Below are 21,965 nucleotides of genomic sequence, written 5' to 3'. Positions count from 1 at the left end.
GGCGGATCTTCCTGTCCGGGTCCGCTTCGCCGTCCTGTCTGCTGGGTATGTCGTGGTTTTGTTGTCGCTTACGCGGGGAAGCGATGCTGGATGACGCGGAAGCGGTTCGCGACGAAGGCGCTGTCCGAATAGCTCGCGTTGGCCGACGGATTGGCGCCGGTGCCGTGGTAGTCCGAGTACGCCGCCGACTGGTTCACATAGACCGCGCCCGTCAGATTCAGCGACAGCGCGACGCCCGCGCGCTGCGTCGCCGCGACGACCTGCTGCACGAATTCCGGCTTGCTGCTGTATGCGCCCACGGTCAGCGCGCCATGTTCGGTCGTGATGCGCTCCGACAGCGCAAGCGCCGCCGCGGCGTCGGCGGTGCGCACGACGAAGGCGATCGGGCCGAAGCGCTCTTCCATGTAGGCGGCCTCGTCGGCCGCGTCGCACTTCAGCAGCACGGGCGTGCGGACCGTCGCTTCGGGGAATTCGGGGTGCGCGACCGGCTTCGACGCGAGCACCACTTCGCCCCAGCTCGCCGCCTCGTCGAGGCGGCCGAGCGTGTCGAACGACTGGATGCAGCCGAGCACCGCCGCAGCGACGGCCGGATCAGCGAGCAGCTTGTCGATCGACCGGCCGAGGTCCGCCGCGACGTCGTCGAAGCTCTTGTGGCCCTGGTCGGTGTCGATACCGCCGGCCGGCACGAGGATCGCCTGCGTCGTCGTGCACATCTGGCCCGAATACAGCGACAGCGTGAAGGCGAGGTTGCGCAGCATGCCCTTGTAGTCGTCGGTCGATTCGATGACGACGTTGTTGACGCCGGCGAGCTCGGCATACACCTGCGCCTGGCGGCAGTTCTCGATCAGCCAGTTGCCGAAGCTGTTGCTGCCGGTGAAGTCGATCGACTTCACTGCCTTGTGCGTCGCGAGGAAGCGCGTCAGTTCGCGCGAGTCATCGACGGCGAGCAGCACCGCGTTGGGATCCGCGCCGGCCTCGGCGAGCACTTCCCGCAGCACGCGCACGGTGATCGCCGCGGGCAGGATCGCGTTGCGGTGCGGCTTGACGATCACCGGGTTGCCGGTCGCGAGCGCGGCGAAAAGGCCCGGATAGGTGTTCCACGTCGGGAACGTGCCGCAGCCGATGACGAGTGCGACGCCGCGGCCGACGATCTCGTAGCGCTTCTTCATCACCAGCGCCGGGTTCTTGCCCTGCGGCTTTTCCCAGACGGCTTCCGCGGGAATCGCCGACATCTCGCGCCACGCATAGGCGACGGCTTCCAGCGCGCGGTCCTGCGCATGCGCGGCGCCCGCCTGGAAGGCCATCATCCAGCCCTGGCCGGTCGTGAACATCACCGCGTGGGCGATCTCGAAGCTGCGCCGGTTCAGGCGCACGAGCGCTTCGAGCAGCGCACCGACGCGGCCTTCCGCGCCGAGGGCCTGCAGCGACGCACGCGATGCCTGCGAGGCTTCGATCAGCGCTTCGCCGCTGCAGCGCGGATAACGGATGTTCATCGGCACCCCGTAGGGCGAGCGCTCGGCGCCCGCGGTGCCGGTGCAACCGGGCTGGTCGAGCTCGAAGTCGGTGCCGCAATAGGCGTCGAACGCGGTGCGGCCGTCGGCCATCGCAGTTTCACCATACACTTTCGGGCTCGGCATTTCGGAGAACGGGCTCCAGTAGCCGCGCTCGGTGACCGCCTGGACGGCGCGATCGAGCATCGCCTGATGGCGATCAAACATCGGGTGGGTCATTTCGATTCTCTCTGTAGGGTATTGGGATCGTGCCGGAGCGGCCTCTGCGGGCCGTTGCCGGGAGTGCTGCAGTCCTGTTCGTCAGGTTTCCTGATCGAAGTCGATGACCAGCTTGTCCGTGACGGGATAGCTCTGGCACGACAGGCGGAAGCCGCGCGCGACCTCGTAGTCCTCGAGCGCGAAGTTGGTGTCGTGGTCGACCTCGCCATCGATGACCTTGCAGCGGCAGGTCGAGCACACGCCGCCCTTGCACGAGTACGGCATCTCGATGCCCTGCGCGAGGCCGGCGTCGAGCACCGAGTCGCGGTTCTTCGGCATCGTGAACTGGCGCACGCGGCCGTCCTGGATCACCGTGACTTCGCATTCCTCCGTCCCCTTGACCGGATGCGAATGCGCCGGACGCGGCCCTTTCGGCAGGCTGGTCGCGAAAAGCTCCATCTTGATCGCGGCCCTCGGCACGCCGTGCTCCTGCAGCGACGCGGACACCGCTTCCATCATGTCCATCGGGCCGCAAATGAACGCGACGTCGATGCGCTTCGGGTCGATCCACTGCGCGAGCAGCGCGTCGCAGCGCTCGCGGTCGATGCGGCCGTTGAAGAGGTCGATGTCCTGCTGCTCGCGGGAGAGCACGTGCACCAGGTTCAGGCGCTCGCCGTACTCGTCCTTCAGGTCGGCGAGATCTTCGCGGAACATCACGCTCGACGACGAACGGTTGCCGTACACCAGCGTGAAGCGGCTTCCGGGCTCGCCGGCCAGCAGCGTCGTGACCAGCGACAGGATCGGCGTGATGCCGCTGCCGGCCGCGAAGCCGACGTAGCGGCGTGCGACGTGCGCGTCGGGCGTGATGCCGAAGTGGCCGGAAGGCGGCATCACCTGCACGCTCACGCCGGGCTTCAGGAAGTCGTTCGCCCAGTTCGAGAACAGGCCGCCATGCACGCGCTTGATCGCGATGCGCAACGCGCGCTCGTCGGCGCCTGAACAGATCGAATACGAACGGCGCACGTCCTCACCGCCGATCTCGGTGCGCAGGGTCAAGTGCTGGCCGGGGGCGTAGTGGAACGCTTCCGCGAGCGACGGCGGCACGTCGAAGGTGACGACGATCGCGTCGCGGGTCTCGGGGCGCACACTGGCGACCCGGATATCGTGAAACTTGCTCATCTCTTGCTCCTTTGCTGTGCCTTTCTCAGTGGCACTTGAAGTAGTCGAACGGCTCGCGGCAGTCGAGGCAGCGATGAAGCGCCTTGCACGGGGTCGAACCATGGCGGCTGATCGGCTCGGTGTGCGTCGAGCCGCAGTGCGGACATGCGGCGGGCGCGTCATCGGCCGTACGCCGGCGCAGCCCGCTGATGTCGATCACCTGCCGGCCGTCGGCACGACGGGCAGGCGGCGCGATGCCGTATTCCTGCAGCTTCCGGCGACCCTCGCTGGTCAGCCAGTCCGTCGTCCAGGCCGGCGCGATGCGGCTTTCGAGCCGCACCCGCTCCACCCCCCGCTCACGCAGCGCCTCCTCGATGGAGCGGCCGATGACTTCCGTCGCCGGGCATCCCGAATACGTCGGCGTGATCACCACCTCGCACACCGCTCCGGCCGGCTCGTCGTGCCAGTTCACCTCCCTCACGATCCCCAGATCGACGATGGAAATGACCGGAATTTCGGGATCCGGCACGTCGGCGAGCCAGCCCCACACTCTCTCGCTGCATTCGCGCAAGTCGACCATCGCTGCCTCACTTACCACGTTGTCACCACGTCGCGCCGGGATAGGCGCGCTGCAGGAACTGCATCTCGGCGAGCAACAGGCCGAGGTGTTCCCCGTGCCGGCCCTGCTTGCCGCCCTTCTGCATCCACTCGCCTGCGGGAAGCTCGAGCGTCGCTTCGGCGAACATCTCGCGCACCGTCGCGAGCCACACGTCCTTCAAGGTCGAGGGGTCGCACGCCAGCCCCTGCGCGCCGAGCAGCTCCTCGGTCTCGTCGGCGTTGAACATCTCGCCGGTGTACATCCACAGTTCGTCGACTGCGGCCTGCATGCGACGCCGGCTCTCCGCGCTGCCGTCGCCCAGACGCACGACCAGGTCGCTGCTGCGCCGCAGGTGGTACGCGACTTCCTTGATCGCCTTCGACGCGATGTCGGCGATGCGGTCGTCAGCCGATCGCGTCAGCGCTTCGAGCGTAAGGTGATGCCACACGTCGAAGAAGAACTGGCGCACCAGCGTCTGGGCGTAATCGCCGTTCGGCTGCTCGACGAGCAGCAGGTTGGTGAACTCGTGCGAGTCGCGGCGGAAGGCCAGCGCGTCCTCGTCACGGCCGCGTCCTTCGACCTCTCCGGCGTAGGACAGCCACATCCGGGCCTGGCCGATCAGGTCGAGCGCGATGTTGGTCAGCGCCATGTCCTCCTCGAAGGCGGGACCCTTGCCGCACCATTCGGACAGGCGCTGCGACAGCACCAGCGCGTTGTCGCCGAGGCGCATCAGATAAACGGACTTGTCATCGAGCAGCATGTCTGTCTCCCGATCCCGTCATCACATGTGCTTCACTTCTTCCGGCACCGGGAAGAAGGTCGGATGGCGGTAGATCTTGTTGTTCGCGGGCTCGAACAGCGCTTCCTTGTCGGCGGGGCTGCTCGCGGTCACTTCGGACGCCGGCACGACCCAGATCGACAGCCCTTCGTTGCGGCGCGTGTAGACGTCGCGCGCGTTGTTGATCGCCATCTCGGCATCCGGTGCGTGCAGGCTGCCGACGTGCTTGTGCGCGAGGCCGTGCTGGCTGCGGATGAACACTTCCCAAAGGGGCCATTCCTTCATTTCTCTTCTCCTCTCGATCTCGTTATCAGGCGGCCTTGGCTGCCGCGACTTGTCTTTCGGCTTTCTTATCGGCGTGGGCGAGCAGCGCGTCGCGGAACCACTTGCCGTCGTCCCAGGCTTTCACCCGGGTGCGCAGGCGGTCGCGGTTGCAGGGGCCGTTGCCGGCGACGACCTGGCGGAATTCCTCCCAGTCGATCTCGCCGAAGTCGTAATGGCCGGTGTCCTCGTTCCACTTCAGTTCGGGATCGGGCACGGTGAGGCCCAGGTATTCGGCCTGCGGCACGGTCTGGTCGACGAACTTCTGGCGCAGCTCGTCGTTCGACAGGATCTTGATCTTCCACTGCATCGACTGCGCGCTATGCACGGAGTCGCTGTCCGGGGGCCCGAACATCATCAGGGCCGGCCACCACCAGCGGTTCAGCGCGTCCTGCGCCATCTGCTTCTGTTCGGGCGTGCCGCGCGCCATCGTCATCACGAGGTCGTAGCCCTGACGCTGGTGGAAGGACTCCTCCTTGCACACGCGCACCATCGCCCGCGAATACGGGCCGTAAGAGCAGCGGCACAGCGGGATCTGGTTCATGATCGCCGCGCCGTCGACCAGCCAGCCGACCGTGCCGATGTCGGCCCAGCTGGTGGTCGGGTAGTTGAAGATGCTGGAATATTTCACCTTGCCCGACAGCAGGTCCGCGTACACCTGGTCGCGCGTCACGCCGAGCGTTTCCGCGGCGCTATACAGGTACAGCCCGTGGCCGGCCTCGTCCTGGATCTTCGCCAGCAGGATCGCCTTGCGCTTCAAGGTCGGCGCGCGCGTGACCCAGTTGCCTTCAGGCAGCTGGCCGACGATTTCCGAATGCGCATGCTGCGAGATCTGACGGATCAGCGTGCGGCGGTAGCCTTCGGGCATCCAGTCCTTCGCCTCGATCTTGATGCCGGCGTCGATCTTTTCCTGAAACGCGCGCTCCTCGGCCGACATCTCGTCCAGCCCCTGCACCCGCTTCATCCCTGTGTCCACCATCTGGGCGTACATGTTCTTCCTCCTCTCCGAGTTCGTGCATCCTTTGTCAGACGTGATACGTCTTGTCGCGCGCTTGGAGTCGTGCATGACTCATGCCAAACAGGCGTTGGAGCGAATCTTAGGGAGCGATGTCCACCAGAGCTGTCGGAGTGTTCCCGACCTTTTGTAGGAATTTTCTGATTGGAGAAGCCCGAAAGCCGGTAGGCCGCAGCATCCCCCGGCGACTACACGGTCACGCCGACATGGGAGTCCTCGTGATACACGAATGATTCGCAGCTGGCTTGCTGGTGCAGCATGACGAGAGCAACTTTAAGCCGGTCATCGGCCTCCCGGTAAAACGTCGGAGGGAAATGCGCCCTCTGCGCTCAGTCAGTCGAGGAGGCCGTTGCGCATCGCGTACTGCACCAGTTCGGCGTTGCTCGCGAGGCCCAGCTTCTCGAGGATGCGGACTCGGTAGGTGCTGACGGTTTTCACCGAGAGGCACATCTGGATGCCCACGTCGGTCAGCGACATGCCGCGCACGATCTTCATCATCACCTGCATCTCGCGCGCGGTGAGCTTTTCGTGCGGCGCGCCTTCGCGGGTACGGTCCATCTGCATCAGGAGGCTGGCGGCACTGCGCGGCGAGACGTAGCGCCCTCCTCCGACCACGTGCCGGATCGCGGTCAGCAGCTCCTGCGGCTCCACATCCTTGGAAAGGTAGGCATTCGCGCGTGCCCGCAGCGCGAGCACCGCGTACTGCTCCTCCGGGTACATCGACAGCATGATGACCGGCAGCTCCGGGCGCTCGGCACGGATCGACTCGAGGGTGTCGAGGCCGCTGCGCCCGGCCATGTTGATGTCCATCAAAACGACATCGAACTTGCCGGTGCGGATCTTCGCCAGCGCGCTCGCGCCGTCGCTCGCCTCGTCCGCGACATGCAGGTCCGCCTCGTCCGAGAGCATGCGCCTCAGACCGGAGCGGAAGATCGTATGGTCATCAACGATCAGCAGTTCGATCATTGCTGCGCCGCTCCATATAGCCCGGTACTGCGAGGAGCACGACCGTGCCGCCGCCGGCGCGGGCGTGAACATAAAGCGACCCTCCGATGCTGCGCGCACGTTCGGCCATGCTCAACATCCCGATCGACCCTTCCCGCATCGAAGGCCGATCGATGCCCTTCCCGTCGTCGCGAACCTGCATCTCGAAACGGCCATCGCGGTTGCGCACCCGCACCTCGACCGTTTCCGCCTGCGCGTGCCGCCCGATATTCGTCAAGGCCTCCTGGAACACGCGGAAGCATTGCGTGGCCGTCTCGGCGGACAGCTCGGGGTCGTCCCCCTCCAGCGTGAAGCCGACGAGGATCTCGTTGCGCCGGCCGAAGGCTTCGAGCTCGCCGCGAATGGCGGCGACCAGCCCGAGCGTATCCAGCATGCGCGGCCGCAACTCATCCGAAATCTGCCGGGCGGTGTCGATCGTGTCCTGGATCAGCGGGAGGAGTTCTTCCGTGATCTCGCGAATCTCCGCCAAGGCAGGATCGGTGGTCCGCCGCTGGATGCGGAAGACGTCGAGCTTGATGGAGCTGAGCATTCCACCGAGGACATCGTGCACTTCGCGCGCCAGCTGTCCGCGCAACTCCTCGCGCGAGCTGTTGAGGTAAGAGGCCAGCTCTCTGAGCCGCCGTCGCGACCGGTGCAGATCCAGGTCTCGCCGGACGCGCTCGCTGACGTCGATCACGACTCCCGCCAGCGCAGGCTCGCCATGGTAGTCCACCCGAGATCCGTGTACCTCGATATGAACAGTGTGGCCATCCCGATGCCGACACCGCGTGAAATAGCGAATCGACGGCACGCCCTCGTAAACGCGAAGGCGATAGTACTCCATCGCTTCCCCAACGAAGTCCGGGAGAACGAGGTCCCGAATCGACGTACCGACGAACTCCTCTTGCGTGTAGCCGAACATCTCGGCAAAGGTCGAGTTTGCGTACTGGAAACGCTCGCGGAAGACCAGATACACGCCCGCCAAGGACTGCTCGACGATTCCCTGGAAAGGGATCTCGCGGAAGTCGATTTCCACGCGTTCAGGCTGGCGGTCCGGCACGTCGGTGGGAGGTTCACGTTGGGCCATGGCTTATCGGAACATTCCTCCCGATCGACGTCAATGGCTGAGCGGCCTCACCCGCGAGTTCGGCACAGATTTGCGGCACGCCGACCCGCACCGCAATGGCGATCCGGGCCGGGCTCAGGCGCGGTCGCGAAGCTGCTCGACTCCAGCGTTCTTCGCGCAGTTGACGCAGCAGAAGTACTTACCCCCGCCTTCGACGCCATGGCCGACGATCTTGCAGCCGCAATGCGCGCACGCGGGCGCGCACGCATGGATCGCGCATTCGAAGCTGTCTGAATCGCCCCGGGTTTTGCGGAGGCTCCAACTCTTGAGAAGATGGAGCCCATGAAAAAGACAGCGAAGTTCTCCCCCGAGGTCACCGAGCGCGCCGTGCGTATGGTGTGTGAGGCCAAGGGTCAGTACGAATCCCAGTGGGCGGCGATCGTCTCGATCGCGGCAAAGATTGGCTGCACGGCGGAGACACTGCGCCGGTGGGTTCGCCAGCATGAGCGCGACACCGGCCAGCGCGAGGGGCTCACGAACGCCGAGCAGCAACGCATCAGGGAACTCGAGCGCGAGGTCCGCGAGCTGAAGAAGGCCAACGAGATCCTGCGCCTGGCCAGCGCGTATTTCGCGCAGGCGGAGCTCGACCGCCGCAACAAGTGATGAACGGTTTCATCGACACGCACCGCGAGCACTTCGGGGTCGAGCCGATCTGCAAGGTGCTGCAGGTCGCCCCGTCGGCTTATCGACGTGCCGTGGCGCGCCGGCGCGATCCGGCTTTGCGCTGTGCGCGGGCCCGTCGCGACGCGATGCTGGAGGACCACATCGAGCGGATCTGGCAGGCGAATCTGCAGGTGTATGGAGCGCGCAAGGTATGGCGGCAGTTGCGGCGCGAAGGCCTTGAGGTCGCCCGCTGCACGGTTGAGCGGTTGATGCGTGTCAAAGGGCTGCGCGGCGCCATGCGCGGCAAGGTCATGCGGACTACCCGGCCGGATCCTGCTGCTCCTTGTCCGCTCGATCGCGTCAATCGTCAGTTCGCCGCGCAGCGCCCGAACCAGCTCTGGGTTTCCGACTTCACCTATGTCTCGACCTGGCAGGGTTTCGTGTACGTCGCCTTCGTCATCGACGTCTTCGCCCGCTACATCGTAGGTTGGCGCGTCAGCCGGTCCATGCGCACGGAGTTCGTCCTCGATGCGCTGGAACAGTCCCTGTGGGCGCGCCAACCCGAACGTAATGCTTTGATTCATCATAGCGATCGCGGCTCGCAGTACGTCTCGATCCGATACAGCGAGCGACTGGCAGAAGCGGGCATCGAGCCGTCGGTCGGCAGCCGGGGCGACAGCTACGACAACGCGCTCGCCGAAACCATCAACGGGCTCTACAAGGCAGAAGTCATTCACCGGCGTGGGCCCTGGAAAAGCGTCGAAGCGGTCGAGCTGGCCACCCTCGAATGGGTCTCGTGGTTCAACCATCACCGGTTACTTGAGCCGATCGGGTACATTCCCCCAGCCGAAGCCGAGGCAAACTATTACCGCAGCCTTGGCGAGCAGGCGGTCGCCGCCTGACTCACACAAAACGGCCTCCGCGAAACCCGGGGCGATTCAGTCGAACGTCTTGGTCTGGCCTTCCATCGTGACCTGAAACGCCTTGTCGTACTCGTTGCCGCATACATCACATCGCGCCATGTCTCTCTCCTGACGAAATCTCAACGAATGCGGCGGCGGAAAACCCGCGCCACGGCGAATGAACCCGCAGGGCCCGGATAACGAGGGTGCGGAAGAGTCCCGCTCCCCACGTCCCCCTGCAATCGCCCTTCCCGGCTTCGACTCGGCCCAGTAATCCGGCTTCCCGCAGCCGGCGCGACGAGACCGTGCAAACAATAGTGAGGGCGCGTGAAAAGTCGATACGAAACCTCACTTGCTCGCCGACGTGACGGCAGAGACCTTGTTCAGTCGGGCTGGTACCATGCTGCCCCGGCCGGACGGTCCCTACCGGGGACCGGAGACCGATCGGTTTGATGTTCGGGTTCGCTGCGACTCGAGCGCCAATCAAGTCACCTCTCACACGTTACTCTGCGCATACACAAACCCTTTCGGCACTATCTCGACTCGATGGAACAACCGCTTAATCATTAGAAGGGTGCTGCGCCTACCCACACTGCAATGATGCAGCAGGGTGTTTTCGCGCCGGTGCTGGTTTAGGGAAGTGCTGAACAAATCGGTTCCAACGGACACTGGACGGGTCGCGCGCACGAAGCAGCGAAGGACATTTCAATCCTTTGGCATTTCTTATGCGGAACGATGCCATCCGTAGGTATTTCACCCCCCCTTTTCGCGCCCTGGCGCCCCATTAGGACGCACCTCGGGCGTGAAGCGCCAACAACGGTCGGCGCGCCAGGAACAGATTAGCCAGACCGAATAGCGAGAAGAGCTGCGCCTCGTTCTTCGCCAGTCCGCGGTAACGGGTCTTTCGGTGCTTGAAGAGGTTCTTCACGACATGGAACGGGTGCTCGACCTTGGCGCGGATGCTCGCCTTCGCGCGCTCGAGCTTCTCGAGGAGCTTGCCCAGCCGGTTCTTCGGCAGCGCCTTACTCTTGCTGCGCTTCATGGCGATGTGCCAAGTCACTTTGTTGTCGCGGTTTTCCTCGCGCTTGTCGACGCCCTGGTAGCCCGCGTCGCCCAGCACCTCCGTCTCCTCTGCGTGCAGCAGCTTGTGCGTCTGGCTTACGTCGCTCTCGTTAGCCGCCGTGGCCACCACCGGATGCACCAGGCCCGATTCGGCATCGACGCCGATGTGCGCTTTCATCCCGAAATGCCACTGATTGCCCTTCTTCGTCAGGTGCATCTCGGGATCACGTGCCTTCACGCGGTTCTTGGTCGACGGGGGTGCGGCGATGAGCGTTGCTTCGACGATGGTGCCCTCGCGCATCATCAGGCCCTTCTCCGCGAGGTGCGTCTTGATCGCCTCGAAGATCTTGCGCGTGAGCCCGTGCGTTTCCAGCAGGCGGCGAAACTTCAACAGTGTGGTCGCATCAGGCGCCGCTTCACGGGTGCGCCAGCTTAACCTTGGGGATGGCAACGCTTCGAAGTGAATTGCTAGCAAGTCAGGTTTGTCTGGCAAACCAGACAAACCTGACGGGATCGACCTAGCGGCATGGGTGTCGGCCTACGCCCGCCTTACCAGGAGAATCGGAGGCGACGCATGACTGCGGCCACCTCCTCTGCTGGGCTTCAGCTGCGAAACTTGAGTCGGGCCTTCCACGCTATCCCGATACAATTGCAGGCAGCATTCTGGGAGGCATCATGAACACCCCGATGACGGACGCGATCCTGCAGCTCTTCAGCAACCTGGGCGAGGAACTCGCTCGGCGCCAAGTGCCGCCCGGTGCCGTCCACGCATACATCTTCGGGGGCTGCGCGGTCCATCTCCACGCCCAGTCCCGGGCCAGTACGGACGTCGACGCCGAGTTCGCGTATCCGCAGCCGCTCAAGAGCGAACTGATGCTCATCCTGGCTGACCTGCCACCAGTGGATTACGACGATCCGGAGGAGGGGCCGTCGCAGCTGGCCTACGACCCAACCTTCAACCCGACCCTGGGCCCGCTCCACATGGACTACCAGGACCGCTCTGTGCCCCTCGAGGGCACCCGCGAGTCACCCGTAGTCGTGATGCTGCCGAGCATCGAGGACATTGCCCTGTCCAAGCTAGGCCGCCTAGGTGACGTGGATCTGGAGGACATCCTCACCCTCCTCGCCCTGCCGGAGGCCTCCTGGGAACGGTTTGAACAATTGGCGCTGGAGGCAGCCAAATACTACGTGGGGCCTGACTTGACCCCGAATTTGGCCCATGTTAGAAGAAAATTTGACGAGAGGAGGTCTTCGTGAAAAGGTTGGCTCGAGGAGCGGCACTAGAGAGAATGCTTGGCGACGTAGTGCGCCAAGGCTTCGCGCGTGTCGATCCTGAGCTGCTGCGCGAGGTCGCTGAACGCCTCTGGTACGCTGGCGAGGTTCCCAACTTGGCTGACGTGCCCGCCAACCTCCGGCCAGATGCCGGCTACCTGGTCGACAGGTTGGCCCGCTTCAACGTCCTGCCGAAGGAGCGAAAGCTACGGCTGCTTTCGGCTATCCGCCAGTTCCAGCCCTCCTCACCTGCACCCAAAGCTGAGGCCGCCGGTTGCAAGGATCCTTTGGCGGTGGCATGGGGCGCTTCGATGGACCTCACCAGCCGCTTGGGCGAGCTGATGCCGTACCAGACGAGGCAGTATGCTCTGGACAGGACCAAAGCGGCTGCCTGACCTGGTTGGCGGAACTCATTGACGCCGGAGCCTGAGGGCTCCGTTTTCGTTCGGGGTCCACTGGCGGAACCTCGTGCTCTACCAAGGGATGCGGCGCCCGAATGCGAATGCGTCCATGAGGGCACCTGCGGGCTGTCAGCGGAGACTGGCTACCGGGTGCTGCTGTTGAGTACCGCAGCGCACCTCATCGCACGCTGACCAAGGCGCACAACGAAGGGCGGCTCGACGAGAAGCTCAAGCCCTTTACCACGCTGCGGCTCCTGATCATCGATGAGACCGGCTATGGCGAGCTCATTATAGGAACGCGACCACCCTTGCCTTTAAGGCTATTTTCCAGCCAGTGCTTAACTCTGACCACCGCCTCGCTTCTCCTGACTCGCGTTGGCATGATTGCTGCCGTCCTACCAGCAACTCCCGGAATTAGAATCTCATTCTTCATTAATGCAATTAACCGTCGTAGGTTTCTTAACCTACACTCCCACCCTTCCACGGTCTGCGCGCGACTCCGAAAACGCAAGCAAGCAGTTCCAAGAGCATACAAAGCAAAGACATTCGGTCGGTTAATTGCAAATGACGCTAGAAGCTAGGCGGCCTTCACCCTCCATTTCAGGGAACCAGGGTAAGCGACTGATTCTTTAGGAGTCTGCGGTAGGCGTGAATATGCGAGGTGGACTTGCGCCCCGCTGCATCACCGCGTATTCTCCGCTTCGGAGTTATTTTGCACCATGAGCGTCGAATGGAAGCTTAGTCGTCGCCTCAGTGCAAGAGGCGCGATCCTAAAACAAAGAAGGCTTGCCATGGCACTGACGACACCCGAATCTGATCTCAAGCTGAAGCCCATCGAAGCGAAGGTCGGCCCAGCTCAACTCATCGAACTCGCGGGTATCGCAGACGACATGTTGGCATTGGTGCGCGACAGCATGCTCAAGCCGCACCCGCGCAAAAACCCACCTGAATACACAACCACTCAGCTAGCGACGCTCTGCGGCATCGACCGGGCGCGCATCAATTATCTCATCGGCAAGGGTGACCTGCCCCCAGGGGTCGCGCAGGGCGCGGGCCGTGGGCGGGTCTTCACCTTGGCTGAGACGCGGCAATGGGTCCAGGCTGAGAGCAAGATCAAGAAACGCCCCGAGGGAAAACGCGGCCGCATCGTTGTCGTCAGCAATTTCAAAGGGGGCTCGACCAAGACGACGACCGCGATGTCGTTGGCTCAAGGCCTGACTCTGCGCGGCCGGAAAGTGCTCATCGTCGACCTGGATCCGCAGGCATCGCTCTCTTCTCTGTGCGGGCTGCTGCCCTCTGCCGAAGTCGACAGCGACGCGACGGTGATGCCCCTTATTTTCGGGGACCAGAAGGATCTCCGATACGCAATCCAACCCACATACTGGGACGGGCTGGATCTGATTCCCGGTGCCCCTACCCTCTTCTCGGCCGAGTTCGTCATCCCTCACAAAGTGGCCGAGAAGCCCGGCTTTGAATTCTGGGACATCCTGGCCCCTGCCCTCCAAGACTTGGCGGGTGACTATGACATCATCGTGTTAGACACGCCGCCTTCTCTCTCGTACCTTACCATCAACGCCCTGATGGCCGCAGACGGGATGCTGATGCCGCTGCCGCCCAAGAGCTTGGACTTCGCGTCGGCCGCTCAGTACTGGTCGCTGTTCTCCGACCTGGCGAGCTCGTTCGAGAAGCGGAACTTCGTCAAAGAGTTCGACTTCGTGAACATCCTCTTGAGCGCGGTGAATGCGCAGGAGGCGTCGGCCTCCGTGGTCCGCGAGTGGATCGTCTCGACCTACACCGCTAAGGTCCTGCCCGTCGAGATACCCTTCTCGAGCGTCATAGGCACCACCGCGACCGGCTTCGGCACCGTCTACGACGTCAGCAAGTGGGAAGGCGGCGCCAAAACCTACAGCCGTATTCGTGACGCTTACGACCAGGTCGTCGAAATCATTGACAACAAGATCGTGAAAGCTTGGTACGAGGGGGCTTGATATGGCCGGCGCGAAGGATATGAAGTCGAAGAACACCGACCTCTTGGCCGCCATGCAAGCGCGAACGGCCAGCGGCGGTGTGGCGAAAAGGCTTCCAGAGAAGCCAGATGAAGCTCGTACCGCTCCCGGACAGCTGGCAATTTTCTCCGGCCAACTGGCGGACGCCATGGCACGTGCCGAAGCGGCGGAAGCAGAGCTGGCCAAGCTCAAGGCGGAGCATGGCTCCAAGGAGGCGCTGGCAGAGGCTCATCGCAAGCTTGCCGAAGCGGAAGCAGCGCTGGCGACTGCGCTTGAAAGCCAGCCACGCCAGAAGGCCAAACTCGACGAGCTCCACGAGATTCCGGGGCGACGCCGCAAACTCACCGCCGAGCAGTATGCGGAGTTGCGCGAAAACCTGCGACACAACCCGTTGGCGAACCCGGTCACTGTACGACTGCGACCTGAGGGCGGCTACGAGATCATCGCCGGCAACAACCGCGTAAGCCTCTTCCGCGAGCTGGGCCGGGACGAGATTGACATCAACATTCTCGACCTCGACGACGACGAGACCGACCGGACGGCGTTCTACTCCAACCTCCTCGCCCCGAGCCTCACGGACTACGAGAAGTATCTCGGCTTCAAAGGGCGGATGGAGAAGAAGAAGCTGAGGCAAGCGCAGGTGGCTGCCGAAGCCGGCGTCAGTCAGCCGTACATCAGCTCCCTCATGGCGTTTGACGAGCTGCCCGAGGAGGCCTTGGCATGCATCGCCGACGCCCCTGCCCTCTTCGGTGCCAAGGCCGTGCAGCAGCTTGCTCAACTCACCAAGCAAGGCAAAGCAGCTAAGGTCATTGAGGCCGTTCAGAAGATCGTCACGTCGGAGCTTTCCCAAGTTGCTGCGGTGCAACAAGCAAAAGCCAGTGACACCTTGAAGCGCCCCGCCCGGCCGGAACCCATCACCTTCCGTCAGGGTAAGACGAAGTATTGCGAAGCGCTTCGCAGCGACAAGACCGTCCGCCTTTCCTTTGCTTCGGCTGAAGAAGCTGAGGCGACTTTCGCGCTCATTACTCAGCTTATCAAAGAGCGGGCAAGCGCCGGTCACGGCAACAAAAAGTGATTATCAACCTGCAATAAGACCGGAAAACAGGGACTTAACGAAAAATGAAGCGAAAGGGAGGTGCCGGATGACTGCTTCGGACGTACTGCCCTCTTCTACCCTTCCGAATGTTCAGAAAGCTGCCCACCGTCCACAGGGCAGCTTTCTGAGCATTTGGAGGCGGCACTCGTCTCGTGCGGGAACACGAGACTGACGGCTGTCGTTTGGACAACGTAAGAGGAATCGACTAGCGACAACGCTGAGATCAACTGACCCCTGAAAGGACAAAGGCCAACTCTGGAAAGTTGGCCTCTGCTAGGGATTGAACCCTGACTTAACGCTCACCGGCGGGAACCGGTTACGCGACAGTTGCATGTCCGTAGTTTAATGAGCGGCGAGTTGGTGTCAATACCGAAAGGGGTCCTTTTTGCTCAAAAAGGACTATCGTGCCAATTTCACTGGCTTGCGAGGGGGTTGTTCAGCTCGACGCCCCCCTCCCCTCCCCTTCTGGGCCCAAGGCCCGGTTTCTGCCGGCGCCGCTCATCCGGGCCCGGGCGGAAGCGCTCAACCCGCGAAACTGCCTCGACTTGGCCAGAACGGCCCGTCAGGCACTCTACGGCATCTTGGCCTTCTTCGATGTGAAGCGTCCCACCGAGCCAGTCTTCGCCAGTCGAGACAGCATCTGCGCCGAGTCGCTCCTCGGGAGCCACCCCACTCTTTACCGCGGTCTCGCGGAGCTCGTAACGAGGGGGTACATCACGCGCGAGCAAGGCCGCAGGCGGGCGAGGGAAGCCTTTGGCCAGTATTCGGTAAGCCGCATTTGGCTGACCGAGAAGGCATTGCAGCTGCTCGGCCTGGCTGGACAAGCACACGCCAGGAACGGCGGCTACCAGGAACAACTGGCTGCCAAGGAAGAGGTCGTTGGCCAGCCGAAGCGCAGTTTTCCACAGGGGCCGTCTCTCACCGTGAGAGCCCGTATACAAGAGATTGAACTTTCCCCTAATCAACAACTTTCTTCGAAAGGACAGCCCCCACACGAAGCGCCGCGCAAGACCGACCAGGAAAGGGCAGGGGAGTCTTCAGAAAATAGAATCGACAAGAAAACCCGTCTGCCAGCAGAGCTGGTTCGACTCATGTCGCTCGGCCTTTCTCGAAGTCGTATCTGTACGCTCATGAAGCTGGCTCGCGAGCATGGCAACGGCGGCAAGCTCGGAGCAGTGGTCGCCCTGGTGTGGCATCGCATCCGGCAATTCAACGCAAAAGCCACTTTCGCGTATCTGGCTACGCTTGTTCGGCAGCGGAAGGACTACGCCCGCCTGCTCGAGATCCGAGACCGGTACGAGGACAGGGGGAGTACGTCGAAATCGGTCCTCGAGCGGCTCAACGCGAAGCTGCCGATATTCCTCGAGCGGGCAGAGGGCATGCAGGTTGTCAGCCGACGGGGCAAAGTAATAGGCGTGCTTAAGCGCATGGGGGATGGCGGGTACGTCGAATGTCAAGACGACCAAGGCGTGCGTCGCACCCTGCCGGTGAACGCGCGGCTCGTCGAGTCATGGGAGGAGGGCGACGTTGTACTGCGCCGCCCGAACCACGCAGTTTGCGATGAGGCAGAGTTCGCAGCGGAATGATTCTCTCATCGCTTATCAACCTGCAATAACGCCAATAATCAAATACTTAGAAAAAATGATGCACTGCACTGACAAGAAGGGGAAGGGAGGGATGGCTAAATCGGAATGGGTCGTCCGGATGAGCTTACCGCATGAAGTTCGTCTTGATCCCTACAGCCTCGAGGCCGTCGGCCAAGTCATACGGGTCGATTGTGACGGGCGGGACCTCGACGTCGTCCGGGACACCATCGGTTTCGAGCAGATGCTGCCAACGCGCGCGGCAATCTTCTGGAAACGCGAAGGCTTGGTAGACCAGGCGTTGCCCGCCGTCCAACCAACCGCATTCGACTTTGAGCTCGTCGCTCCAATCATGCTGATAAGCCTCCCGGAAGATCGCGCGGCCAAAATTGGCGAGGTCCTTCAAAACGCCGGCTTCGAGCGCGGCCGCCTCGAATCTGTCCCACGGAAAATCCCCGTACGTACCGCCAAAAACCGGCGCAGTCAGCACACGGTCTCGGAGTCGAAGCATGTCAACATCGTTGATCTTCGCTGCAATGAACATCATCGTTGGACCTCTGTGCAATGAGGAGGTGGCTACTATATGGAGCGGTCCGGAATGCGCCAATCTTCGGCGAGTTTTTCGAATTCGCCAATCAAGCACCCCAGTAGCAGGTGAACCTCTTGCTGCGGCTGGCTATCCATCTGGAGGACGGTGAGACAGTCCCGGAAGATTGCTTGATCGAGCGCCCGGAAACCGGCTAAGTCGACGGGAAAGCGGGTGCCGTTATACAGACCAAGAAGGAACTCAACGATGTACTTGCACTGACCGAAGTGACCATTGGCGGCAGTCCAGAGGCGTTTGAGCGGGGCAAGTTGTTCAGAAGTGGGCGCAGCCATGGAAGGCCCTGGTTGATTACGCAGGGTGCATTGCCGCGCCAGGCTTTGCAGCGGAAAAGTGCAAAGCTTAGAGACGAAGGGCACGAAGAGCGGCGGTTCGCTCGGGGTTCGGTGCTGCGCGGGTCCGCTGAATCCGACGTCGTGGCGGTTTTTCAGCTACCGCCAAAACTGTGCCGGGATCACTTCGCGCTCGGCAGGGGGCACGCGGGAACGAAGCTTCGCCGTCATCCCGCTTTCGCCGCCCAGAGCTGCCTCAGCATAGAGCGGTCCGGCCGGCGCGTTATGTTGAAACACCAGGAGTAAGCGGCGCCCTTTTGGTTGTAGCGGTAGGCTGCGACGGCCAGGGCGTGTCACTGACCGGCACAATGGAGCCACCGATGATCGGCATATAGGAGCCAGCAGGAACGGGCTCTGACGAACGTCTGCGGGGGTTCAAGATTGGCTGTTTTTCGGGGTGCCGGCAAGGGCCGTTTTGGCCTTGTTCGGACCCTGTCGCGGGGCGCGGTAGGAAGCCCCGTCGAGGGTCAGGCAGTAGGCATTGTGGCGCAGGCGATCGACGGTCGCGGACGCGAGGAGTCGGTTGCCGGGGAAGGCCTGGTCCCACTCGGTGAAGTCGAGATTGCTGGTGACGACGGTGGCCGCCTGCTCGTAACGCTCGGCGATCAGGTCGTGCAGATCTTCGTCGGCGGGCGAGCGCAGCGGTTTGAGGCCGAAGTCATCGATGATGAGGACCGGCACGCGCGCGAGCTGCATCAATTTCCGTTCGTACGCGCCGGTGGCCCGCGCCGCATTCAGGCTCGCGAGCAGCTGCGAGCAGGATGCGAACACGACATCAAACCCCTGGCGCACCGCGCAGTGGCCGAGCGCCTGCGCGAGATGGCTCTTGCCGGTGCCGCAGGGGCCGACGATGAGCACCGGGGCGCGCTCGTCGATGTAGCGCCCCGTGGCCAGATCATGCACCAGCGCGCGGTTGGTCGAGGGCAGCCGGTCGAACTCGAAGCCTTCGAGGGTCTTGGTCGCGCGAAACGCCGCGCGGCGCAGCCGCGTGGCGAACTTCTTCTGCTCGCGCCGCGCGACCTCGTCCTGGATCAGTAGCGCGAGAAATTCCGTGTAGGCGAGCTTCGCGTCAATGGCCTGGCGGTTGCGGGCCTCGAGCGAGTCGAGGATGCCGGAAAGGCGTAACTGCTTGAGCTGCGGCGCCAGTTCGGTGGCGGGATTCATGGTGAGAGACTCCTTGGGTGAGATGGGCGTGCGCCCGGTCAGTGAAGCGAGGGGGATTCGTCAGCGAAGAGCGCCGCGGTGGCACGAGCGAAGCGGGCGCGGTCGGCATAGGGTTCGGTGCTGACCGCGGTGAGCGGCTGCAGGTCGTGGCCGCCGGCGAGGATGGTCTTGACGGTGCGGTAATGCGGGCTGTCGTGGTCGAGCGCACGCGCGCAGGCGGCCTCCAGGCGCGCCGCGCCGTAGCGGCTCTTCAACTGCAGCACGCCTTGGGCGGCGCGTAGCCGCTCACTGATGCGGTCGGTGAGCAGCCGCCCGATGAGCCGGGCGCACGCCTCGCCGATCTCCGCGGCCTGCTGCAGACACCAGCTGCGGTCGTGCGCGAAGAAGCGCTGGGCGGCGGGCGGCAGATGGTCGGTGACGGTGCGCCGCTCGCCGGGACGACGGGCGCGGGCGTGGGTGGCGACCGGTTTGAAGTCCTGATAGACCGTGACGACGGTGTCGGTCGCCCGCAGCCACAGGCGTTTGCCGACCAGGGCGAACGGCACGGAGTACAGCGCGCGCTCGAAGCTGACGTGACAGTCGCGATGCACCGCCACCTGGTGCCAGGTGCCCAGATCCGGCGGCACCGCCGGCAGCGGCCGCAGCACGCTGCGCTCGACGGCGAAGCTCGCGAGCGGCTGCACCCGCGTCGTGCCGTGAATGCGCAGCCCCGCTTCCTGCAACACCCAATCGCGCGCCTGGGCGTTCAGATCGGCCAGATCGCGGAAGCTGCGCGTGGGCAGGAAGTTGCCCTTCACGTATTTGACGCCCGCCTCCACGATCCCCTTCTTCTGCGGATCCTGGGGCGGGCAGGCGTCGATCCGAAAGCCGTAGCCTTCGGCGCATTCGGCGTAGGCGCGCTGCACCTCGGGGTCGTGCGCGCACGCCTTGGTGATCGCGCACTTGGCGTTGTCGATGATGAGGCGAGCGGGCACCGCGCCGAACCACTCGAAGGCGCGCCGATGGCAGCCGAGCCAGGTGCGCACGCTCTGATCCCACACGAACTCGACGTACTGGTGCCGCGAGAAACACAGCGTCATCACGAAGGCCCACGTGCGGCGCAGCTCGCCCGTGGCCGGATCCACGAGCTGCGGGCCGGCGCCGAAATCGACCTGCGCCGCTTCGCCCGGCGCGAACGACAAGCGCACGGTCGCTTCCGGCGGGCGCTCGCGCTCGATCGCGGCAATGAGCCGGCGCACGCTGGAATAGTGCCCGGTGAAACCGTGCTCGCGTTTGAGGGTGGCGTGGATCACCACGCCCGACACGCCCTGCGCCAACCACTGCTCGATGAGCGGCCGGTAGGCGCCAATCGACGACTGCGCGGTCACCGGCAGGCGCGGCCGGCCGATCGCCGCGGCGATCTCGGCGTCCTCCGGCACCGGCTGCGCCGGATCGAGCCAGCCGCGGGCGGCGGCCAACTCCCGGAAACGGGCCGCCTTCGCCCGTCCCATCAGTTTCGCGCGCGCGATCTCGCGCTCGGAGTCGCCCTGACGCATGCGCATCAGGGCCTGGCGGTACTCGTACATCTCGATGCTCCTGCGGGCCACCGGCTCCCTCCTGCCAAACCAAAACCCGGCAGGGTAGCGATGGACCGCTCAAGGTCGAGACGTCCGTCAGAACAACGCTGGCTCCATTACGCCGATCCGGCGCTGGCGCCTATGTGCCGATCCGTGACTGGCTCCAATATGCCGATCACGCCCTGGCCTCAATGTGCCGATCATCAACTGGCTTCAATGTGCCGGTCGATGACAGGGCGGAAGCGCGCTGAGCGAGCCAGCTGCGAAGTCGATCCGCTGATTGGCCATTTCGATGCTTTGTTGCCGCGAAGGGACGGGGGGCTTGGGCTGAAGGAGCTTGGTGCCCATGACTCGCCCCTAGGTCTCGATGACTGCTACAGCCGAATACTGCTGTTCCAGAATCCGTTCCGCACGACGGGGCGGAGCGTCAAGGGTGCTCGGCCCCGAGTTCCCGCCGCTTGCGGAAAACCGCAACGCGGTTTGCTCGATTTCGGCTTCAAGGAGAGGTGAGCTGCGCATACCGGATTCCCTTCAGTCGAGATCTGCCCGTTTGGAGGCGACGTTCGCGTTGGTTGTAGGCAACTTCGTTTCGTTGTCTACCGCGAGCTGGTCGGTATTTGTGAGACGCTGCCGGGCTTCCATGTCCTCGTGGAAGGCGTGTTGATCCGTTGCGATGTAGATCTCGGTTGTCTGCACCGATGCATGCCTGAGGGCATCCCGGGTATGGAGCAAGCTGGCCCCGTCCTGGAGCAAGTGAGTCGCGGCAGTGTGCCGCAACCAGTGTGCGCTCGCGGCCTTCAACTTCCCGGCGTGATAAGGATCCGTGCAGGCCTGAGCGGCGGACAGAAACAGATTCTTCAGGATCGCGTGGATGGTTTTCACGCTGACCGCGCGGCCAGTGCCGGTGATGTCCATCAGAAGCGGCTCGACAACGTTGGGGGAGGGGAGGGGAGGGCGCCTCGTCGATGCCCGGTACGCTCCGAGGAGTCGCATTGCCTCGCGCGTGAGTGGAATGGGCTGGTCGACGCTGCCTTTCCCGACAACTTTGAGCCACCAGCGCCCTTCGATGCGCGTGACGTCCGCCGTGCTCGCTTTCGCCATCTCGAAGCGACGAAGCGCGGTCAGTTTGAGGAAACCCGCCAGGAACCGTGTGCGCTGATAGTGCGCTTCGTCGCGGGCGGTCTCACGTGGCCACGTCTCCAGATGAGAGAGCACGAGCTGCCAGAGATCCTGCTCGAGATAGCGGTCGACCGTCGTCCGCCGCGGCTTGTAGCCTTTCTTCCGAGCGGCACGGAGCGGGTTGCCGGCCAGGTAGCCGACGCCGCAGAGATGCTCGAACATCCCGAACAGCACAGTGAGGGACTGACCCGCAGCGGACCAGGAGAGGGCGCCGACGAAGGGCCGCCATTCCGGGTTCGGTGAGCCATCCGCCAGGAAGCGGGAAGGGCGCTGCACCGACCGCCATTCCGGGTTGTCGGTGCCGTCCTCGAGGTAGCGGGGCACTTTGACCAAGCACCAGTCCTCGATGGGCTGAGGGTCGCGGAGAAACAGCCCGTAGTCGGTCAGGTCTTCGACCATCAGATCGGCGAGCCCCTTCCCTCTTGTTCCGGCCCACGTTAGGAGGCGCTCGGCATCCCGTTTGTAGGCCTCGAAGGTGTTCCGGTTGTCGACGTACTTTGCGAGCCAGCCGCTCAC

Annotated in this window: 19 protein-coding genes, 1 pseudogene and 1 other annotated feature; of the genes and pseudogenes, 6 read left to right on the top strand and 14 right to left on the bottom strand. The window is 63.6% G+C overall.

Annotated features, from left to right (window positions below; translation table 11 throughout):
* Positions 1-68: 68 nt before the first annotated feature.
* The 8 genes from paaN to PA01_00360 form a co-directional block, all read right to left on the bottom strand.
* Positions 69-1,730, bottom strand: coding sequence for a phenylacetic acid degradation protein PaaN (gene paaN, locus PA01_00395; GenBank protein ID KON82539.1), 1,662 nt, complete (start codon positions 1,728-1,730; stop codon positions 69-71).
* An 81-nt stretch (positions 1,731-1,811) separates the two neighbouring features.
* Positions 1,812-2,888: a phenylacetate-CoA oxygenase/reductase subunit PaaK gene (gene paaK, locus PA01_00390; protein KON82538.1), complete on the bottom strand. Its 1,077-nt coding sequence runs from the start codon at positions 2,886-2,888 to the stop codon at positions 1,812-1,814.
* A gap of 25 nt (positions 2,889-2,913) precedes the next feature.
* Positions 2,914-3,447 carry a phenylacetate-CoA oxygenase subunit PaaJ gene (gene paaJ / locus PA01_00385; GenBank protein KON82537.1) on the bottom strand — a complete coding sequence of 178 codons (534 nt, stop codon included), beginning with the start codon at positions 3,445-3,447 and terminating at the stop codon, positions 2,914-2,916.
* Positions 3,448-3,469: 22 nt separating this feature from the next.
* The gene (paaC, locus tag PA01_00380) at positions 3,470-4,225 is read right to left on the bottom strand and encodes a phenylacetate-CoA oxygenase subunit PaaC (protein ID KON82536.1); all 756 of its coding nucleotides are present in this window, start codon (positions 4,223-4,225) and stop codon (positions 3,470-3,472) included.
* A 21-nt stretch (positions 4,226-4,246) separates the two neighbouring features.
* A complete protein-coding gene (gene paaB, locus PA01_00375) occupies positions 4,247-4,528 on the bottom strand; it encodes a 1,2-phenylacetyl-CoA epoxidase subunit B (GenBank protein ID KON82535.1) in 282 nt (93 codons plus the stop codon).
* A gap of 25 nt (positions 4,529-4,553) precedes the next feature.
* Positions 4,554-5,555, bottom strand: a complete 1,002-nt coding sequence (gene paaA / locus PA01_00370) for a 1,2-phenylacetyl-CoA epoxidase subunit A (GenBank protein ID KON82534.1) — start codon at positions 5,553-5,555, stop codon at positions 4,554-4,556.
* 357 nt (positions 5,556-5,912) lie between these two features.
* Positions 5,913-6,545, bottom strand: coding sequence for a response regulator transcription factor (locus PA01_00365; protein ID KON82533.1), 633 nt, complete (start codon positions 6,543-6,545; stop codon positions 5,913-5,915).
* Positions 6,523-7,650 (bottom strand): PAS domain-containing sensor histidine kinase, encoded by a 1,128-nt coding sequence (locus PA01_00360; protein ID KON82660.2) that lies wholly within the window; start codon positions 7,648-7,650, stop codon positions 6,523-6,525. Before PA01_00360 ends, PA01_00365 begins: the two co-directional genes overlap by 23 nt.
* 321 nt (positions 7,651-7,971) lie before the next feature.
* Between PA01_00360 and PA01_00350 the strand changes: the two genes are divergently transcribed.
* Positions 7,972-9,194, top strand: a protein-coding gene (locus PA01_00350; GenBank protein KON82531.2) for an IS3 family transposase whose coding sequence is annotated in 2 segments (ribosomal slippage) — positions 7,972-8,254 and positions 8,254-9,194 — 1,224 coding nt in all. Because the reading frame shifts where the segments join, the coding sequence is not laid out codon by codon here.
* Positions 8,250-8,366: a sequence feature (AL1L pseudoknot), on the top strand. It overlaps the preceding gene by 117 nt.
* 784 nt (positions 9,195-9,978) lie before the next feature.
* On the opposite strand, the pseudogene PA01_00345 reads toward PA01_00350, so the two are convergent.
* Positions 9,979-10,677: pseudogene (locus tag PA01_00345) on the bottom strand (IS5 family transposase).
* A 254-nt stretch (positions 10,678-10,931) separates the two neighbouring features.
* On the opposite strand from PA01_00345, the gene PA01_00340 reads away from it, so the two are divergent.
* The 5 genes from PA01_00340 to PA01_00320 all read left to right on the top strand — a co-directional run bounded on the left by PA01_00340 (position 10,932) and on the right by PA01_00320 (position 16,617).
* Entirely contained in the window at positions 10,932-11,513 is a 582-nt protein-coding gene (locus tag PA01_00340) for a DUF6036 family nucleotidyltransferase (GenBank protein KON82530.1), read from the top strand.
* A 32-nt stretch (positions 11,514-11,545) separates the two neighbouring features.
* Positions 11,546-11,923 (top strand): hypothetical protein, encoded by a 378-nt coding sequence (locus PA01_00335; GenBank protein ID KON82529.1) that lies wholly within the window; start codon positions 11,546-11,548, stop codon positions 11,921-11,923.
* Between the two features lie 797 nt (positions 11,924-12,720).
* Positions 12,721-13,917: an AAA family ATPase gene (locus tag PA01_00330; protein KON82659.2), complete on the top strand. Its 1,197-nt coding sequence runs from the start codon at positions 12,721-12,723 to the stop codon at positions 13,915-13,917.
* Between the two features lies 1 nt (position 13,918).
* Positions 13,919-15,010 carry a ParB/RepB/Spo0J family partition protein gene (locus PA01_00325; protein KON82658.2) on the top strand — a complete coding sequence of 364 codons (1,092 nt, stop codon included), beginning with the start codon at positions 13,919-13,921 and terminating at the stop codon, positions 15,008-15,010.
* 425 nt (positions 15,011-15,435) lie between these two features.
* Entirely contained in the window at positions 15,436-16,617 is a 1,182-nt protein-coding gene (locus PA01_00320; protein KON82528.1) for a replication protein, read from the top strand.
* A gap of 124 nt (positions 16,618-16,741) precedes the next feature.
* Here PA01_00320 and PA01_18320 read toward each other — a convergent pair whose 3' ends face one another.
* From PA01_18320 to PA01_00295, 5 genes are all read right to left on the bottom strand, one after another.
* Complete coding sequence (locus PA01_18320; protein ID KAI5913741.1) at positions 16,742-17,161, bottom strand: hypothetical protein; 420 nt, start codon at positions 17,159-17,161, stop codon at positions 16,742-16,744.
* A 32-nt stretch (positions 17,162-17,193) separates the two neighbouring features.
* Entirely contained in the window at positions 17,194-17,493 is a 300-nt protein-coding gene (locus PA01_00310; GenBank protein ID KON82657.2) for a hypothetical protein, read from the bottom strand.
* A gap of 432 nt (positions 17,494-17,925) precedes the next feature.
* A complete protein-coding gene (gene istB, locus PA01_00305; protein KON82527.1) occupies positions 17,926-18,714 on the bottom strand; it encodes an IS21-like element helper ATPase IstB in 789 nt (262 codons plus the stop codon).
* Between the two features lie 38 nt (positions 18,715-18,752).
* Entirely contained in the window at positions 18,753-20,279 is a 1,527-nt protein-coding gene (gene istA, locus PA01_00300) for an IS21 family transposase (GenBank protein ID KON82526.1), read from the bottom strand.
* Positions 20,280-20,801: 522 nt separating this feature from the next.
* Positions 20,802-21,965, bottom strand: a complete 1,164-nt coding sequence (locus PA01_00295; GenBank protein ID KON82525.2) for a site-specific integrase — start codon at positions 21,963-21,965, stop codon at positions 20,802-20,804.

Source organism: Azoarcus sp. PA01 (genome assembly GCA_001274695.2).
Taxonomy (GTDB): Bacteria; Pseudomonadota; Gammaproteobacteria; order Burkholderiales; family Rhodocyclaceae; genus Aromatoleum.
The sequence above is the reverse complement of the archived record's forward strand: the minus strand, read 5'-3'. Positions and strand labels throughout refer to the sequence as shown.

Coding starts and splice junctions, on each gene's coding strand:
- paaB (KON82535.1), bottom strand. CDS start 4,528: ATGAAGGAATGGCCCCTTTGGGAAGTGTTCATCCGCAGCCAGCACGGC.
- paaK (KON82538.1), bottom strand. CDS start 2,888: ATGAGCAAGTTTCACGATATCCGGGTCGCCAGTGTGCGCCCCGAGACC.
- PA01_00325 (KON82658.2), top strand. CDS start 13,919: ATGGCCGGCGCGAAGGATATGAAGTCGAAGAACACCGACCTCTTGGCC.
- istB (KON82527.1), bottom strand. CDS start 18,714: ATGAATCCCGCCACCGAACTGGCGCCGCAGCTCAAGCAGTTACGCCTT.
- paaJ (KON82537.1), bottom strand. CDS start 3,447: ATGGTCGACTTGCGCGAATGCAGCGAGAGAGTGTGGGGCTGGCTCGCC.
- istA (KON82526.1), bottom strand. CDS start 20,279: ATGTACGAGTACCGCCAGGCCCTGATGCGCATGCGTCAGGGCGACTCC.
- PA01_00330 (KON82659.2), top strand. CDS start 12,721: ATGGCACTGACGACACCCGAATCTGATCTCAAGCTGAAGCCCATCGAA.
- PA01_00340 (KON82530.1), top strand. CDS start 10,932: ATGAACACCCCGATGACGGACGCGATCCTGCAGCTCTTCAGCAACCTG.
- PA01_00335 (KON82529.1), top strand. CDS start 11,546: ATGCTTGGCGACGTAGTGCGCCAAGGCTTCGCGCGTGTCGATCCTGAG.
- PA01_00360 (KON82660.2), bottom strand. CDS start 7,650: ATGGCCCAACGTGAACCTCCCACCGACGTGCCGGACCGCCAGCCTGAA.
- paaC (KON82536.1), bottom strand. CDS start 4,225: ATGCTGCTCGATGACAAGTCCGTTTATCTGATGCGCCTCGGCGACAAC.
- paaA (KON82534.1), bottom strand. CDS start 5,555: ATGTACGCCCAGATGGTGGACACAGGGATGAAGCGGGTGCAGGGGCTG.
- PA01_00365 (KON82533.1), bottom strand. CDS start 6,545: ATGATCGAACTGCTGATCGTTGATGACCATACGATCTTCCGCTCCGGT.
- PA01_18320 (KAI5913741.1), bottom strand. CDS start 17,161: ATGATGTTCATTGCAGCGAAGATCAACGATGTTGACATGCTTCGACTC.
- paaN (KON82539.1), bottom strand. CDS start 1,730: ATGACCCACCCGATGTTTGATCGCCATCAGGCGATGCTCGATCGCGCC.
- PA01_00310 (KON82657.2), bottom strand. CDS start 17,493: ATGGCTGCGCCCACTTCTGAACAACTTGCCCCGCTCAAACGCCTCTGG.